Annotated in this window: 12 protein-coding genes and 1 pseudogene; 11 read left to right on the top strand and 2 right to left on the bottom strand. The window is 67.3% G+C overall.

All coding sequences use genetic code 11. The features are described from left to right. Positions 1 to 457 precede the first annotated feature (457 nt). From ACM608_RS14975 to ACM608_RS14965, 3 genes and pseudogenes are all read left to right on the top strand, one after another. Positions 458 to 3,202: an Rne/Rng family ribonuclease gene (locus ACM608_RS14975; protein WP_419684241.1), complete on the top strand. Its 2,745-nt coding sequence runs from the start codon at positions 458 to 460 to the stop codon at positions 3,200 to 3,202. Between the two features lie 153 nt (positions 3,203 to 3,355). Then, positions 3,356 to 4,721: pseudogene (locus ACM608_RS14970) on the top strand (M48 family metalloprotease). After that, positions 4,718 to 5,452, top strand: coding sequence for a DsbA family protein (locus ACM608_RS14965; protein WP_419684239.1), 735 nt, complete (start codon positions 4,718 to 4,720; stop codon positions 5,450 to 5,452). The pseudogene ACM608_RS14970 and the gene ACM608_RS14965 overlap by 4 nt, the downstream one beginning before the upstream one ends. Before the next feature lie 139 nt (positions 5,453 to 5,591). On the opposite strand, the gene ACM608_RS14960 is transcribed toward ACM608_RS14965, so the two are convergent. Then, positions 5,592 to 6,224: a murein L,D-transpeptidase catalytic domain family protein gene (locus ACM608_RS14960; protein WP_419684237.1), complete on the bottom strand. Its 633-nt coding sequence runs from the start codon at positions 6,222 to 6,224 to the stop codon at positions 5,592 to 5,594. A 141-nt stretch (positions 6,225 to 6,365) separates the two neighbouring features. Further along, a complete protein-coding gene (locus ACM608_RS14955) occupies positions 6,366 to 7,625 on the bottom strand; it encodes a L,D-transpeptidase family protein (RefSeq protein ID WP_419684235.1) in 1,260 nt (419 codons plus the stop codon). A 150-nt stretch (positions 7,626 to 7,775) separates the two neighbouring features. Between ACM608_RS14955 and ACM608_RS14950 the strand changes: the two genes are divergently transcribed. From ACM608_RS14950 to ACM608_RS14915, 8 genes are all read left to right on the top strand, one after another. Beyond that, on the top strand, positions 7,776 to 9,209 hold the full coding sequence (locus tag ACM608_RS14950) for a cytochrome ubiquinol oxidase subunit I (protein ID WP_419684233.1): 1,434 nt from the start codon (positions 7,776 to 7,778) through the stop codon (positions 9,207 to 9,209). Continuing rightward, complete coding sequence (gene cydB, locus ACM608_RS14945; RefSeq protein WP_419684231.1) at positions 9,206 to 10,222, top strand: cytochrome d ubiquinol oxidase subunit II; 1,017 nt, start codon at positions 9,206 to 9,208, stop codon at positions 10,220 to 10,222. The genes ACM608_RS14950 and cydB overlap by 4 nt, the downstream gene beginning before the upstream one ends. Continuing rightward, complete coding sequence (locus ACM608_RS14940) at positions 10,212 to 10,319, top strand: DUF2474 family protein (RefSeq protein WP_419684229.1); 108 nt, start codon at positions 10,212 to 10,214, stop codon at positions 10,317 to 10,319. Before cydB ends, ACM608_RS14940 begins: the two co-directional genes overlap by 11 nt. An 88-nt stretch (positions 10,320 to 10,407) precedes the next feature. Then, entirely contained in the window at positions 10,408 to 12,246 is a 1,839-nt protein-coding gene (gene typA, locus ACM608_RS14935; RefSeq protein WP_419685233.1) for a translational GTPase TypA, read from the top strand. Between the two features lie 82 nt (positions 12,247 to 12,328). Continuing rightward, positions 12,329 to 12,991, top strand: coding sequence for an SDR family NAD(P)-dependent oxidoreductase (locus ACM608_RS14930; protein WP_419684227.1), 663 nt, complete (start codon positions 12,329 to 12,331; stop codon positions 12,989 to 12,991). A 59-nt stretch (positions 12,992 to 13,050) separates the two neighbouring features. Continuing rightward, complete coding sequence (locus tag ACM608_RS14925) at positions 13,051 to 14,703, top strand: MFS transporter (RefSeq protein ID WP_419684225.1); 1,653 nt, start codon at positions 13,051 to 13,053, stop codon at positions 14,701 to 14,703. A gap of 65 nt (positions 14,704 to 14,768) precedes the next feature. Beyond that, positions 14,769 to 15,254: a pyridoxamine 5'-phosphate oxidase family protein gene (locus tag ACM608_RS14920; RefSeq protein ID WP_419684223.1), complete on the top strand. Its 486-nt coding sequence runs from the start codon at positions 14,769 to 14,771 to the stop codon at positions 15,252 to 15,254. Positions 15,255 to 15,257: 3 nt separating this feature from the next. After that, a complete protein-coding gene (locus ACM608_RS14915) occupies positions 15,258 to 15,416 on the top strand; it encodes a hypothetical protein (RefSeq protein WP_419684221.1) in 159 nt (52 codons plus the stop codon). Positions 15,417 to 15,419 lie beyond the last annotated feature (3 nt).

Below are 15,419 nucleotides of genomic sequence, written 5' to 3'. Positions count from 1 at the left end.
GGATAACGCAGCCCCCGTCCTACCTCCACCCCGTTCGTGCTGAGCGAAGTCGAAGCACCGGTAAGGAGAGCCGGCATCCGGAACCCGTCCTTCGACTACGCTCAGGACGAGCGGTATGATCATGGCAGGAACAGAAATATGCCTTGTCCACCCCCGCTTGCCGTTCCTTGCGGCGGGTGTTAGCACACCGTGCCCGGCGATCCGCGCAGATGCGCCCCGTCGGGACGCCGGCAGCGCGACGATGCGGCTGCCGGGTTTTTGGGTTGACGCCGAATGCTCCATCTTTTCCCGCAATCCGATCGTGCCGCCGAAGGGTGCGGCGCGCGGGTGCGGGCGGCTTTTCCGGTCCACGCGGCTGGAAATGGACATGCGGCAGAGGCATTTTTCATCACGACAGACATGACGCGCGCCGCCAGGCCCGAACGCCGGCGGCCAGGACGCGTCCGGAGATCAATCAATGACCATGCGCATGCTCATCGACGCGCGCCACCGGGAAGAGACCCGGGTCGCCGTCGTCAAGGGTAACCGGATCGAAGAGTTCGATTTCGAATCGGAAGAGCACAAGCAGCTCAAGGGGAATATCTATCTCGCCAAGGTAACCCGCGTGGAGCCGTCGCTCCAGGCCGCGTTCATCGAATATGGCGGGAACCGTCACGGCTTCCTCGCCTTCTCGGAAATCCACCCCGATTATTACCAGATCCCCAAGGAGGATCGCGAGGCGCTGCTGCGCGAGGAGGCGGAGCACGCCGCCGAGGAAGAGGCGCTGCGCGCCGCGCAGGACGACGACGACGAGGATTACGACGACGAGGAGGGCTTTGCGGAAAGCGGCGAGCCCGACCTTGAATCGATCGAACGCCTCGACGACGATGGCGCGAACGAGCCGCTCGACGCCGCCGAGGACCATGAGCACGAGGAGGATGGCGAGGGCCGTCCCGCCGCGAAGCCCCAGCGCAACAAGGGCGACGACGCCGTTGAGGAGATCCGCCGCAAGCGGATGAACCTGCGCCGCCGATACAAGATCCAGGACGTGATCCGCAGGCGGCAGGTGCTGCTGGTCCAGGTCGTCAAGGAAGAGCGCGGCAACAAGGGCGCGGCGCTGACCACCTATCTGAGCCTCGCCGGCCGCTATTGCGTGCTGATGCCGAATACCAGCCACGGCGGCGGCATCTCGCGCAAGATCTCGAATGCCGGCGACCGCAAGCGGCTGAAGTCGATCATGGCCGAGCTGGACCTGCCGAAGACGATGGGCTGCATCGTCCGCACCGCCGGCCTCCAGCGCACCAAGACCGAGATCAAGCGCGACTTCGACTATCTTGCGAGACTCTGGGACGAGATCCGTGAAAAGACGCTGTCTTCGGAGGCGCCGGCGCTGATCTACGGCGACAGCGACCTCTTGAAGCGGGCGATCCGCGACATCTACAACCGCGACATCGAAGAGGTGATCGTCGAGGGTGAGGACGGCTATCGCGCCGCCCGCAACTTCATGAAGCTGCTGATGCCGAGCCATGCGCGGCGCATCCAGCATTATGCTGACGTGGTGCCGCTGTTCCAGCGCTTCGGCGTCGAGGACCAGCTGTCCGCCATGTACCAGCCGCTGGTGCAGCTGAAGTCGGGCGGCTACCTCGTCATCAATCCGACCGAGGCGCTGGTCTCGATCGACATCAACTCCGGCCGCTCGACGCGCGAGCATAATATCGAGCAGACCGCGACCGCGACCAATCTGGAGGCTGCGCGCGAGATCGCCCGGCAGCTGCGCCTGCGCGACATGGCCGGCCTCGTCGTCATCGACTTCATCGACATGGAGAACAACTCCAACATCCGGAAGGTCGAGAAGGCGATGAAGGAGGCGCTGAAGGATGATCGCGCCCGCATCCAGGTCGGCCGGATCAGCAGCTTCGGCCTGATGGAGATGAGCCGCCAGCGCCTGCGCACCGGCGTGCTGGAAGCGTCGACCCGCACCTGCCCGCATTGCGAGGGCACCGGTCTCGTCCGCACCGCGTCGTCGGCAGGCCTGACCGCGCTGCGTATGCTGGAAGAAGAGGCCGCGCGTGGCCGCGGCTCGCGCCTGCTGCTCCGCTGCAGCCAGGAGGCGGCGTTCTACGTCCTCAATCGCAAGCGCGGCGAGCTGGCCGAGCTGGAGGACCGCTACGGCGTCCTGATCGAGGTCATCTCCGACGGCAGCGCCGAGGGTGCGCGCATGTCCGTGGAGGCCGGTGGTCCGCCACCCGCCCCGCCGAAGCCGATCACCTTCACCCCGATCGTCGAAGACGACAGCGACCTCCCCGAGGAGGACGAGGAAGAGGAGATCGAAGAGGAGCGCGTCGAGCGTGAGCCGCGCGGCCAGCGCGAACCGCGCGAGCGTCGTGAAGGCCGGGGCGAAGAGGCCGGCGAGGGTGAAGGCGAGGGTGGCGGACGCCGCCGCCGCCGCCGCCGCCGCCGTGGCGGCCGCCGCGACGAGGAGGGCGAGCGCAACGACCAGCTCGCTGCCGATGTTGGCGAAGCCGCCGAGGGTGAGGACGCGACCGAGGTCGAGGGCGAGGCCATTGAGGCCGGTGCCGAGCCGGTCGAGGCCGAAGTCGAGGGTGCCGAGGATAATGGCGGACGTCGCCGTCGTGGCCGTCGCGGCCGTCGTGGCGGTCGCCGCCGCGAGGGTGAGGGCCAGGCCGAAGCCGAGGTCGACACCCAGGCGGAAGGCGGCGAGGTAACGGACGCGGTCGAGGCGGTGCAGCCGGACGAGATCCCGGCCGAGCTTGCCCCGGAACTGGCAATCGAACCGGTCGCCGAACCCGCGCCCGCCGAGAAGCCGAAGCGCAGCCGTCGCAAGAAGGCCGATGCCGTCGCGGAGGCACAGGCCGAGGCGACACCCGTTGAGGCCGAGACGCTGGCGCAGGGCGAGCCGGTGCTGGAGGAAGCGCCCAAGCCGAAGCGCACCCGCCGCAAGGCTGTCGCCGCCGTGGCCGAGGAAGTCGCCCCTCTCGAAGCCGTTGCGGAGGCGATCGCCCCGACTGCGGAAGAGGCACCGGCGGAGAAGCCGAAGCGCGCCCGCCGCAAGAAGGCCGAGCCCGAAGCATCTGCGGAGGCCCCGGCCGAAGCGGCTGCTTCCGAGCCGACCTCGGGCACGGAGCAGCCCACAGCGGCCGAAGACGAAGCGTCCGGCGAAGCACCGCGTCGCGGCTGGTGGCAGCGCACGTTCGGTAACTAAGCCAGCCCGATGACCGTTCAGCCTGAGCCTGTCGGAGGCTCGTTCTTTCCAGCTGGGGGAACGCAGCACTTCGACAGGCTCAGTGCGAACGGGGGTTTAGCCGGCGAACGGGCGTCAGCGTTCGTTCAACCGCGATCCGGCAAGCGCGTCGGCGTGAGAGGATGGGCAAAGCTTCGTGCGTGTGTCGTGGCACTGGTCAGCCTCGCACTCACCGCGCCCCCAGCCGCCGCCCAGTCCGTCCTGCGCGATGCCGAGACCGAGGCGCTGTTCCGTGACATGTCGAAGGGCATCATCGCGGCGGCGGGCCTGTCGCCCGCGAACGTGCAGGTGGTCCTCGTCTCCGACCGGTCGATCAACGCCTTCGTCGCGGGCGGACAGGTCGTCTACATCAACTCCGGCACGATCATCGAGGCGGACAACGCCAATGAGGTGCAGGGCGTGATCGCCCATGAGATCGGCCACATCACCGGCGGCCATGTCAGCCTCGCCTCCCAGAACGCGCGCGGGGCGAGCAACATCTCGATCCTCTCGCTGCTGGTCGGCGCGGCGGCGATGGCGATGGGCGCGGGGGAGGCCGGCATGGGCCTGATGTTCGATGGGCCAGCAGGCCGCCCTCGGCAAATACCTGGCCTTCAGCCGATCGCAGGAGGCGTCGGCCGACGCGGCGGGCGCGAACTACCTCAAGGGCGCGGGCATCACCGGCAAGGGCTATCTCAGCTTCTTCGGCAAGCTGCGCCAACTCGAATACCGCTACATCTCCGACATGACGCAGGTCGATCCGTATATGCAGGATCACCCGATGTCGGCGGAGCGTGCGGCGACGCTGGAGGCGGACCTGAAGGCCAGTCCCGCCTGGGACAAGCCGTCCGACCCGAAGCTGGAGCAACGGTTCAAGCTGATCCAGGCGAAGCTGGTCGGCTATATCGACGAGCCGCCGCAGGTGCTGCGCAAGTTCCCGGAGACCAACCAGACCGCGCCCGCGCATTACGCCCGCGCCTACGCCTATCATCGCGGCGCATATCCCGACAAAGCGCTGGAGGAGGCGGATGCGCTGATCCGGCAGATGCCGGATGACGCCTATGCGCTGGAGTTGAAGGGCCAGATCCTGCTCGAATCGGGCAAGCCGCGTGAGGCGATCCCGCCGCTCCGTCAGGCGGTGAAGCTCGCGCCCGATCAGCCGCTGATCGCCGGCACGCTCGGCCATGCGCTCGTCTCGACCGAGGACCCGAAGGATCTGGCGGAGGCGAAGCAGGTTCTCCGCACCGCCGTGTCGCAGGACCGCGAAAACCCGTTCGCCTGGTACAATCTCGGCCTGATCTACGCGCGGGAGGGCGACGAGGCGCGCGCTGCGCTCGCCATCGCCGAACGCTACAGCCTTGAAGGGAACGAGCGATTGGCGATGGTCAATGCCGACCGCGCGTTGCAGGGGCTGCCCACCGGCACGTCGGACTGGCTGCGCGCGCAGGACATCTCGATGGTCGGGCACAATGCGCTCGACGGAAAGAAGAAACGGAAATGAAGACGATCCCCGCCCGCCGCGCTGCGCTCTACGCCGCCGGCGCCTTCGCCCTCGGTCTGCTGGGCGGGGCGGGGGCCTCCGCCGCGATCGAAGGGCCGACGGTCTCAACCACCGATCGCGCCGCGATTGAGGCGATCGTTCGTGACTACATCCTCGAGCATCCCGAGATCCTGCCCGAGGGGATCGAGCGGCTGCAGCGCAAGCAGGCGGGCAAGACCATCGCCGACAACCGCAAGGCGATCGAGACCCCCTTCGCCGGTGCGTGGGCGGGGGCGGAGAAGGGCGACGTCGTGCTGGTCGAGTTCACGGACTATGCCTGCGGTTTCTGTCGCAAGAGCGTGCCCGACATCCAGCGGCTGCTCGCCGAGGACAAGAAGCTGAAGGTGGTCTGGCGCGAGCTGCCGATCATCGGGCCGGAGAGCGAACCCGCCGCCCGCGTCGCGCTGCTCGCCGCGAAGAAGGGCGCGTATCTGAGATCGCATGAGGCGTTCTACGCCGGCGGGCAACTGAACGAGGCCAAAGTCGCGGCGGTGGCGAAGACTGTCGGGGTGGATCCTGCCGCCGGGAAGGCGGCGGATATCGACGCGGAACTCGGCCAGAACCTGCAGCTTGCCCGCACTTTGGGCGTGTCCGGCACGCCCGCCTTCGTGATCGGAGACCAGATGCTGTCGGGGGCTGTCGGCTATGAGGCGCTGAAGGCCGCGGTAGAGGCTGCGCGGAAGAAGGGGTGAAAGCTCATCCTCCCCCGCCAGGGGGAGGTGGCGCCGAAGGCGTCGGAGGGGGAGGGCAGCGGGCCCTTCGAGGGTAACCGCCGTCCTCCCCCTCCGTCAGGCAAGCCTGCCACCTCCCCCTTGCGGGGGAGGATTACGGTCAGACTTTCTCCGCGTAAATCATCCGGCCGGCACCCAGGCGCGCCAGCACCTCTTCGATCTGCGCCTCGGCGAAGGCGAAGCAGCCTTCCGAGCGGCCGAGCTTGCCGTGCTGCGCGATGACGTCGGGGTTGGCGTACCAGGCCCCGTGGACGACCACCGCGCGCGGTTCGGCATTGTTGTTGGTGATGTCGAGGCCGGTCAGGCGGCGCGAGCGGCCGTGCTTGCCGACATAGAGGTCGTCGGTGCGATAGGCACCCTGCGAGGAGGCGGCCGATCCGACCTCGTTCGAGAAACGCTGCAGCATGCCCGAATGCGCCGGGTCCGACCCGCGCCCGTGGCTGACCAGCATCGTCTTGGTCTCTCCGCTGGCGAGATTGACGAAGTGGAAGCGAGGAGTGGCGGAATGGACCGAGAAGTCGGCGACGCCGATCACGTCGCGGTTCGGAATCGCCTTCCCGTGCCGCTCAAGCGCCATCAGCGCACGTCGCATAAGCTCCGGCCGGACCGTCGGCTTGCGCGCGACCACGGCCGGAAGCGCGGCCATCGCCTGCCCGGCAATCAGACCGCCAGCCGCCAGAACACCGCCGCCGAGAACAGCACGACGCGAGAGCGCGTCCGTCGAAAAAGTCATCAGATGATCGCCCCAGTAGGTTCAACCCGCTGAGGCAGTCATAGCAGATCCGGTTAACTAACTTTAGACGCTAGGGATTTCTCTGAAGCGGCTGATCGCAGCTGGCGCACGACCCATCGGATCGGCGGCATCAACGATGGATCATTTCATCGCAAGCTGCGTCGGGGCCGCCGCTCCGCCCAGCGCCGCCAGCACCTGTGCATCGCGGCCATAAGGGTCCTCGTGGTTCACCAGCCGGCCGGACGCATCCACCTCCGTCGTGAAGTAGACGATGTAGACCGGCAGGCTCTGCGGCATCTTCAGCGTGGCGGTGCGGGTGGTGCCCAGCGCCTCGGTGACGGCGCTATCGTCGCCTGCCGACATCTGCATAAGCTGTTCGGCGAGCGCGTCGATGCCCTTCACCCGGATGCAGCCGTGGCTGAACCCGCGCGAGGCCTCGGCGAACTTCGCCTTGGCGGGCGTGTCGTGCAGGTAGATCGCATGCTCGTTGGGCATGTCGATCTTGACGCGGCCGAGCGCATTGTTCGGCCCGGGCGCCTGGCGGAAGCCGTTGCCGGTGTAGACGAAACCGCCGCGCCGGCCGGCGGACAGGCCCTTCTCCTTCACGATGCTGGCGGGCAGCGACCACCAGGGATTGACCACCACCGAGCTGGCGTTGGCGGCAAGCTGGGGCGTCGGCGTCGCCTTCTTGCCGACCACCACGTCATAGGTCGCGGCAGTCGTGCCGTCGTCCACCACCTGCAGCTGGTAGGAGGGCACGTTCACATAGACGTAGCTCTCGCCCAGATGGCGCGGCATCCACCGCCACCGCTCCATATTGGCGCGAAGGCGGTCGCGCTCAGCGCCGTCGCTGGTGCTGGCGAGCCGATCGCGCATTTCGGCATATTGCGGGTTGTCGGGCAGCAGCGTCTTCAGCCAGGACCTCACCTTGTCGTCCTGCACCGCCTTGGCGAGGGCGGCGTCGAGGCCCAGCGTGTCATAGGCGGAACGCTCGATGTACCAGTCCATGGTCGACTTGTCGGCGACGCGGCCGAGGAAATAGTCGCGGGAGAGCTGACGGGCGATCCGCGTCGCCTGCGCATCCACCGCGACCTGGTCGAACGTGTCGGCCGCGACCAGCTGCTTCAGCGTCGCGGGCGAATAATCAGCGGGGTTGAGGCCCTCCTTCGCGCTATCCTCGATCGCCGCGATCAGATCCTCGACCGCGTCCTTGGACCAGGACGGCGTCATCGACGGCGAGACCGCGATCTGGCCTGTCGAGGTGACGACATATTGCGGGCTTTGCGCAGGCGTCGCAGCCGCACCGAACAGGCCAAGCGCCAGGACACCGAACAGGACGGGGCGCGAAAGGACGCGGTTGAGCGCCCTCCGACGCGGGGCGACCGCGCGAAGCTGCTGCATTTTTTCCTCCGAAAACTCTTGACAGATCAAACGCCCTATGGGCCAGTTTGATCCGCGTCAGCGTGACTGCGACCGGTTTGTGGCCTCGTTCGACCGCACGACGAACATCGCCGCTGGCGCGACGGCGGGACCAGGCGTAAGGACCCGCGCATGGACGCCGATGCGACCGCGTTGATCCTTGCCCGCGCGCAGTTCGCGTTCACCGTCAGCTTCCATTTCATCTTCCCCGCCTTCTCGATCGGCCTGGCGAGCTTCCTCGCCGTGCTGGAGGGGCTGTGGCTGTGGACGGGCAGGCAGCGCTTCCTCGACCTGTTCCGCTACTGGGTGAAGATCTTCGCGATCGCCTTCGCGATGGGCGTCGTCTCCGGCATCGTCATGTCTTACCAGTTCGGCACCAACTGGTCGGTCTTCTCCGATCGTGCCGGACCGGTGATCGGCCCCTTGATGGCCTATGAGGTGCTGACCGCCTTCTTCCTCGAGGCGGGGTTCCTGGGCGTCATGCTGTTCGGGATGAAGCGGGTCGGGCGCGGCCTCCATTACGCCGCCACCTGCATGGTGGCGCTCGGCACCTTCATCTCCGCCTTCTGGATCCTGTCGGTGAACAGCTGGATGCAGACGCCGGTCGGCTATGCGGTGAACGCGGCGGGGCAGTTCGTGCCGGCGGCGGGCTGGGCGGAGATCGTGTTCAACCCGAGCTTTCCTTACCGCCTCGTCCACACGGTGATTGCCGCCTATCTCACCACCGCTTTGGTGGTCGGCGGGGTGGGGGCCTGGCACCTGCTGCGCGGCCGCGCGACCGAACAGGTCCGCACCATGTTCTCGATGGCGATGTGGATGGCGGCGATCGTGGCACCCATCCAGATCTTCGTGGGCGACGAACACGGCCTCAACACGCTGGAGCACCAGCCTGCCAAGGTCATGGCGATGGAGGGCCATTTCCAGAGCCATCCGGACGGCGCGCCTTTGATCCTCTTCGGCTTCCCCGACGATGATGCCGAGACCGTTCACGCCGCGATCGCGGTGTCGAAGCTTTCCTCGCTGATCCTGAAGCACGACCTCAACGCTCCGCTCGCCGGGCTGGACACCATTCCCAAGGCCGATCGGCCGCCGGTCGAGATCGTGTTCTGGTCGTTCCGCATCATGGTCGGCTTGGGCTTCCTGATGCTCGGCCTCGGCCTGTTCAGCCTGCTCGCGAGGCTGCGGCACCGGCTCTACGACTGGCGGGCGCTGCACTGGTTCGCGCTGGCGATGGGACCGGCGGGGTTCGTGGCGGTTATCGCCGGCTGGGTGACGACCGAGGTTGGGCGGCAGCCCTGGGTGGTCTACGGCCTGCTCCGCACCGCCGACGCCCGCGCGCCGATCGCGGCCCCGGCGGTCGCCGCCTCGCTCGCCGCCTTCGCCGCCGTCTACTTCGTCGTCTTCGGTATCGGGACGGTCTACATCCTGAAGCTGATGGGCAAACCGCCGGAGCCGGGCGAGACCGAGCCCGCCGATGCACCGATCCGCAGCGCGGGCACCACGCCCGCCGCCGCGACCGACGGCGACACCGATCCGCGCCCCGACCGGACGGAGGGGGCGGAATGACCGACCTGACCGTCATCTGGGCGGGGATCATCGCTTTCGCCGTCGCCATGTACGTGGTGATGGACGGCTTCGATCTCGGCATCGGCATCCTCTTCCCCGCCTTCCGCGTCGGCAAGGAACGCGACGCCGCAATGAACGCGATCGCGCCCGTCTGGGATGGGAACGAGACCTGGCTGGTGCTTGGCGGCGGCGGGCTGATGGCGGCCTTTCCGCTCGCCTATGCGATCGTCCTGCCCGCTCTGTACGCGCCGCTGATCGCCATGCTGCTCGGCCTCGTCTTCCGGGGAGTCGCCTTCGAGTTCCGCTGGCGCGATCCCGGCCACCGCGCCGCCTGGGATGCGGCGTTCTGCGCGGGATCGATCGTCGCCACCTTCGCGCAGGGGATCACACTCGGCGCGCTGTTGCAGGGGATCGAGGTTCAGGGCCGCGCCTATGGGGGCGGCTGGTGGGACTGGCTGACGCCATTCAGCCTGCTGACGGGTCTCAGTCTTCTCGCCGGCTATGCGCTGCTCGGCGCGTGCTGGCTGCTGTGGAAGACGGAAGGGGCCGTGCACGACGACGCTCGCCGCCTCGCCCGCCCGCTGGCGATCGCGCTGCTGGTCGCGATCGCGGCGGTCAGCGCCTACACGCCGTTCCTGGAGGGCAAGTATTACGAGCGCTGGTTCGCCTGGCCGGGCGTGCTCGCCGCCGCCAACGTGCCGCTCTTGGTCGCGGTCTGCGCCTTTGCTTTGTGGTGGAGCATCGGGCGCGGGCATGAACGCGCGCCGTTCCTGCTGACGCTCGCGCTCTTCGGCCTCTCCATGCTCGGCCTCGCCATCTCGATCTGGCCCGACGTGATCCCCGGCCGCGTGTCGATCTGGGCGGCGGCCGCACCCGAACGCAGCCAGGCCTTCATGCTGGCGGGAACGGCGGTACTCGTGCCGCTGATCCTCGCCTACACCGGCTGGGCGTACTGGGTGTTCCGCGGCAAGATCGCGGAGGACGGCTACCACGCCCATGGCGATGACCATTAGGCTGCGGCAACTCGCCTGGTTTGTCGGCCTCTGGGCGGCGGGTGTCGCCACGGTCGGCGCGGTCGCCTTCATGATCCGGACGGTGATGCGGCTCTAAGCTCGCGGAGAGGTTCGCCTTGTTGGCGGCCATCATCTCGGCTAAGGGCGCGGCCGAAATCCCCTACCTGTCAGGAACAGAAAACGTCATGCGGCTCCGCAACGTCGCCATCATCGCGCACGTCGATCACGGCAAGACCACGCTCGTCGACCAGCTTTTCCGCCAGTCCGGCACCTTCCGCGACAACCAGCGCGTCGAAGAGCGGGCGATGGACTCGAACGACCTCGAAAAGGAACGCGGGATTACCATTCTCGCCAAGCCGACGTCGGTCGAATGGACGCCGGAGGGTGAGAGCGACCCGATCCGCATCAACATCGTCGACACGCCCGGCCACGCCGATTTCGGCGGCGAGGTGGAGCGCATCCTGTCGATGGTCGACGGCGTCATCCTGCTGGTCGATTCGTCCGAAGGCGCGATGCCGCAGACCAAGTTCGTGACCGGCAAGGCGCTGGCCCTCGGCCTGCGCCCCATCGTCGTCGTCAACAAGATCGACCGCCCGGACGAGCGCATCCAGGAGGTGCTGGACGAGGTGTTCGACCTGTTCGTCAGCCTCGACGCCACCGACGAGCAGCTCGACTTCCCGGTCCTCTACGCCTCGGGCCGCAACGGCTATGCGAACGAGGATCCGAGCTTGCGCGAGGGCACGCTGAAGCCGCTGTTCCAGAAGATCGTCGACCATGTCCCGCCGCCGAACCTCGACGAGGATGCGCCCTTCACCTTCCTGGTGACCCTGCTTGACCGCGACAACTTCCTCGGCCGTATCCTCACCGGCCGGGTCAATTCGGGCGTGGTGAAGGTCAACCAAGCGATCCACGCGCTCGATATGGACGGCAACGTCATCGAGACCGGCCGCGCGTCGAAGGTCATGTCGTTCCGTGGTCTGGAGCGTGTTCCGGTGGACGAGGCGCGCGCCGGGGACATCATCAGTCTCGCCGGCCTGACGATCGCGACCGTCGCCAACACCATCGCCGACACGTCGGTCAGCGTGCCGATCCAGGCGCAGCCGATCGATCCGCCGACGCTCTCCATGCGCTTTGCCGTCAACGATTCGCCGATGGCGGGGCGCGAGGGCACCAAGGTGACCAGCCGCATGATCCGCGACCGCCTGGCGCGCGAGGCTGAATCGAACGTCGCCGTGAAGGTGACCGAGAGCGCCGACAAGGACAGCTTCGAGGTCGCGGGGCGCGGAGAGCTTCAGCTCGGCGTGCTGATCGAGACGATGCGCCGCGAAGGCTTCGAACTCGGCATCAGCCGCCCGCGCGTGCTGTTCCGCGAGGACGAGAACGGCAAGCGCACCGAGCCGTATGAGACCGTCGTCATCGATGTGGACGACGAGTTTTCCGGTACGGTCGTCGACAAGATGAACCAGCGCAAGGCCGAGCTGACCGAGATGAAGCCGTCCGGCGGCGGCAAGACGCGCATCGTCTTCTCCGCCCCCTCGCGCGGCCTGATCGGCTATCACGGCGAGTTCCTGTCGGACACGCGCGGCACCGGCATCATGAACCGGCTGTTCGAGAAATACGGCCCTCACAAGGGCAATATCGAGGGCCGAAAGAACGGCGTGCTCATCTCGAACGGTGCTGGCGAGGCGCAATCCTACGCCCTGGGCCCACTGGAGGATCGCGGCATCCTCTTCGTTGGTCACGGCGAGGCGCTCTATGAGGGCATGATCATCGGCGAGAACGCCAAGACGGACGACCTTGAGGTCAACCCGATGAAGGCGAAGCAGCTGACCAACTTCCGCGCGTCGGGCGGCAAGGACGACGCCGTCCGCCTGACCCCGCCGAAGCGGATGACGCTGGAACAGGCGATCGCCTATATCGACGATGACGAGCTGGTCGAGGTGACGCCGAAGAACATTCGTCTTCGCAAGCGCCACCTCGACCCCAACGAGCGCAAGCGCGCCAGCCGCGCCGCGAAGGACTGAGCTTCCCGTCCGCGCGGGCTTGAACACAGGCTTCACCAGAATATATACCGACCGGTATCTATTCTGGTGAAGGACGTCTCACATGCCCAAGGCTCTTGTTGTCGGCGCATCGCGCGGACTCGGACGCGCGATTGCGGAGGACCTGCTCGGTCGTGGCTGGGATGTCACCGCCACGGTGCGTGATCGAAGCGTGCTCGCGGGGGCCGACCGCCTGACCGTCGAGGCTGTGGATACGACAGACTGGGCGGGCGTCGATGCGCTCCGCGGCCGGATCGCGGTCGGCAGTCTCGACCTCCTCTTCGTCAACGCGGCGATCATCGGCCCGTCCACCGTGCCGATCGGGGAGGTCGATCCGCAGGCCTTTGCGGAGATGACGATGGTCAACGTGCTGGCGCCGCTGCGCATCGCTGATCGCTTCGCCGATCGCGTCACGCCCAAGGGCACGATCGCTGCCATGTCCTCCAGCCTTGGGAGCATCGGGCTGAACGGCAGCGGCGGGTACGAGGCTTATCGCACCAGCAAGGCGGCGCTTAACATGGGGCTCGCCAGCATCGCCGCACGGCGCAATGACGGTCGCACCTACCTCGCCGTCGATCCCGGCTGGGTCCGCACCGACATGGGCGGGCCGGAGGCGACGCTGTCGATCGAAGAGAGCATTCCCAGCCTCGTCACCACGCTTGAACAGCGGGCGGGGCGCGGCGGTATCGCCTTCGTGAACTATCGCGGCGAGGATCTGCCCTGGTAGGTTTCTCCCGTACTCGTCGCGGGTTGCCTAGACCGGCCTGACGGTTCATCGGCAGGGTGATGCCGCCTGCCGAACCCCGCTCAGCGCTTCACATCCCGATCTTCCGCGCGATCTGGCTCGCCAGCCTGCTGTCGAACTTCGGCGGCCTGATCCAGTCGGTCGGCGCATCCTGGCTGATGACCTCGCTCACCAGCTCGCCGCAGTTGGTGGCGCTGGTTCAGGCATCGACCACGCTGCCGATCATGCTCCTCTCGCTCCTGTCCGGCGCGATCGCCGACAATCTCGACCGGCGGAAGGTCATGCTGGCCGCACAAGGGGCGATGCTGACCGCCGCGATCGGTCTCTCGCTGTTCGCCTGGGCGGGGTGGCTGACGCCCTGGACGCTGCTCACCTTTACCTTTCTGGTCGGCTGCGGATCGGCGCTCAACCTGTCCTCCTGGCAGGCCTCGGTGGGCGACATGGTGCCGCGCGCGATGCTGCCGAATGCCGTCGCGCTGAACAGCATGGGCTTCAACCTTGCGCGCTCCGTCGGCCCGGCGATCGGTGGCGCGATCGTCGCGGCGGCCGGTGCCGCCGCCGCCTTCCTGGTCAACGCCTTCAGCTATCTCGGCATGATCGGTGTGCTGTTGCGCTGGACGCCGCCGGCCAAGCCCAGCGACCTTCCGCGCGAGCGGCTCGGCATGGCGATGGCCGCTGGTGTCCGCTACGCCGCCATGTCTCCCAACATCCGCGCTATCCTCCTGCGCGCTGCCATGTTCGGCGTGTCGGCAAGTGCGGTGAACGCGCTGATGCCACTGGTCGCGCGGCATATGACAGGCGGCGGCGCGCTCGGCTACGGCGTGCTCCTCGGCGGCTTCGGTGTCGGCGCGGTGGGCGGTGCGCTCCTCAGCACGCGTCTTCGCCGGCGCCTTTCTGCCGAACGCATCGTCGTGGGCGCCAGTCTGGGGATGGGGGCGGGGGCGGCGATCACCGCCTTGTCGACGGTCATGGTCGTCACCGTCGCCGCGCTTGGCCTGTGCGGTGCCTGCTGGGTGCTGGCGCTCTCCACCTTCAACGTCACGGTGCAGATGAGCGCGCCGCGCTGGGTCGTCGCGCGCTGCCTCTCGCTCTATCAGATGATGGCGTTCGGCGGCATGACGCTCGGTGCCTGGGGCTTCGGCGTGCTCGCCGAGGAACGAAGCGTCGAGGCCGCGCTCCTCGTCGCCGCCGTGCTCCAGCTGGTGCCGGCACTCGCCGGCCGATGGATTCCGCTGCCGGAAGCCGACAACCTCAATCTCGATCCGCTCGCCCGCTTTACGGAGCCGCATACCACCGTGCCGGTCACGCCGCAGAGCGGGCCGATCACCGTCTCGATCGATTACCGCATCCCGGCCGATCGTATCCTGGAATTCCTGAACGTCATGGACGAGCGCCGCCGCATCCGCCGCCGCGACGGCGCGCGCCACTGGACGCTGCTGCGCGATCTCGCCGACGAACGGTCCTGGACTGAGCGGTACAGCGTACCGACCTGGGTCGACTATGTCCGCCACAACACCCGCCGCACCCAGGCGGATGCGGAGAACAGCGAGCGTATCCTCGCGCTGCATGAGGGACCGGAGAGCCCGCGTGTCACCCGCATGATCGAGCGTCAGACGGTCGCCTTGCCCCCGATGCGGACGATCGTTGCCGAGACCGCGGCCGACCCGGTGACGGACGCCACCCGCTCCTCCTGATTCCGGCCCCACGGGAACATGCGCGCGGCAATGCCCGTTTACCCGCCGACAACGGGAGAAATGTGATGCCGACCGCACAGGAGCTGGAAGCCAAGTTCTGGAGTTCGCTTGCAAGCGACATGACGATGATGATCGGCCTCGACGGGGTCGAGGACGGACATGCTCGTCCGATGACGGCGATTGTCGAAGGGGATCATGGCCCTATCTGGTTCTTCTCCTCGCGCGAGAACGTCCTGACGCAGAAGCTGTCCTCACCGGGACGCGCGATCGCGACCTTTACTTCCAAGGGCCACGACATCTTCGCGACCGTCCACGGCACACTGCAGGTGGACAATGATCCGGTGGTGATCGACCGCCTGTGGAACCCTCATGTCGCCGCCTGGTACGAGGAGGGCAAGAACGATCCGAAGCTGGCGCTTCTCCGCCTCGATCCTGAAAAGGCCGAGATATGGAAGGACGGGTCGAGCCTGTTCGCCGGCGTCCTCGCGCTGTTCGGCTCCGATCCGAAGAAGGACTACAAGGACAACGTCGCCGAAGTGTCGCTGGCCTGATCCATGGCCAAGCCGCCCGAAGCGCCGCCGTCTTCCGACATCGAGGGCGTCAATCGCGATGCCCGTGTAGGCACGCCGTCGAAGGATCCTCAGGAATCCGGAAAGGTGCTTCGGGAGGCCAAGGATGAGAGCATCGGTCGCCCCAAGGAAGGGGGCGACTGAGGC

This window comes from Sphingomonas sp. ID0503, assembly GCF_048565625.1.
In the GTDB taxonomy this organism is placed as follows: domain Bacteria; phylum Pseudomonadota; class Alphaproteobacteria; order Sphingomonadales; family Sphingomonadaceae; genus JBLZUR01.
The sequence above is the reverse complement of the archived record's forward strand: the minus strand, read 5'-3'. Positions and strand labels throughout refer to the sequence as shown.